The sequence below is a fragment of the Pseudomonas sp. GW822-FHT06D10 genome, from assembly GCF_058799535.1.
In genome coordinates, this window is sequence record NZ_JBXALN010000023.1 from 1 (window position 1) to 605 (window position 605).

At 62.6% G+C, this 605-nt stretch carries 1 protein-coding gene; it reads left to right on the plus strand.

What is annotated here, in order from left to right; all coding sequences use genetic code 11:
• Positions 1-605, plus strand: a 605-nt coding sequence (locus AC1RL5_RS31865) for an autotransporter domain-containing protein (RefSeq protein WP_492590247.1), incomplete at both ends; no start/stop codon positions are given.

Consider the following 605-nt stretch of genomic DNA (forward strand, 5'->3'; position numbering starts at 1 on the left):
GCACGCCGCGCTATGGAAAATCACCGAAACAGGTTCCCACCTCATCGACCTGGACAACACCCGCACCGCCATGGCCAAGAACGCCAATCGGGCCTGGGGGATGCTCGATTTGCGCAGCGAACAACTGGCTCGATTGATGAGCCAGGAATGCCAGATCGACAGTGGCTCATTCTGTATCGGTGTAGGCCCAAGCTACAGCCGCAACGGCGTGGCCGGGCAGACCAGCATGAGCCTGACCCTGGGGGTTCGTCCCACCGAGCATCTGCGCCTTGGCGTCACCCTGGATCAGGACCTCGATCGGCAACTGCCGGACAACTACGCCAAGGCAGGGTCGGCAGCACCGGCGGTCGCCCTCTTCGCCGCCGTTGATGAAACAGGCCACGGGCTGGGTTGGCAGGGCCGTGTGGCCGCAGCCTATGTGTCTTCCAAGGTCGACATCACACGCGAACAACTGGCTTACACCGAGGCCGGCCAAGGACGTTCGAGCCTGCGCGGCAAGTCCTTGAGCATCGAAGGCGCCTACGGCGTGATGCTCAATGCAATGACCCTGACGCCGTATCTGGGCCTCAGCCAGACTCAGGTCAGCCGCCAGGGCTATCGTGAAA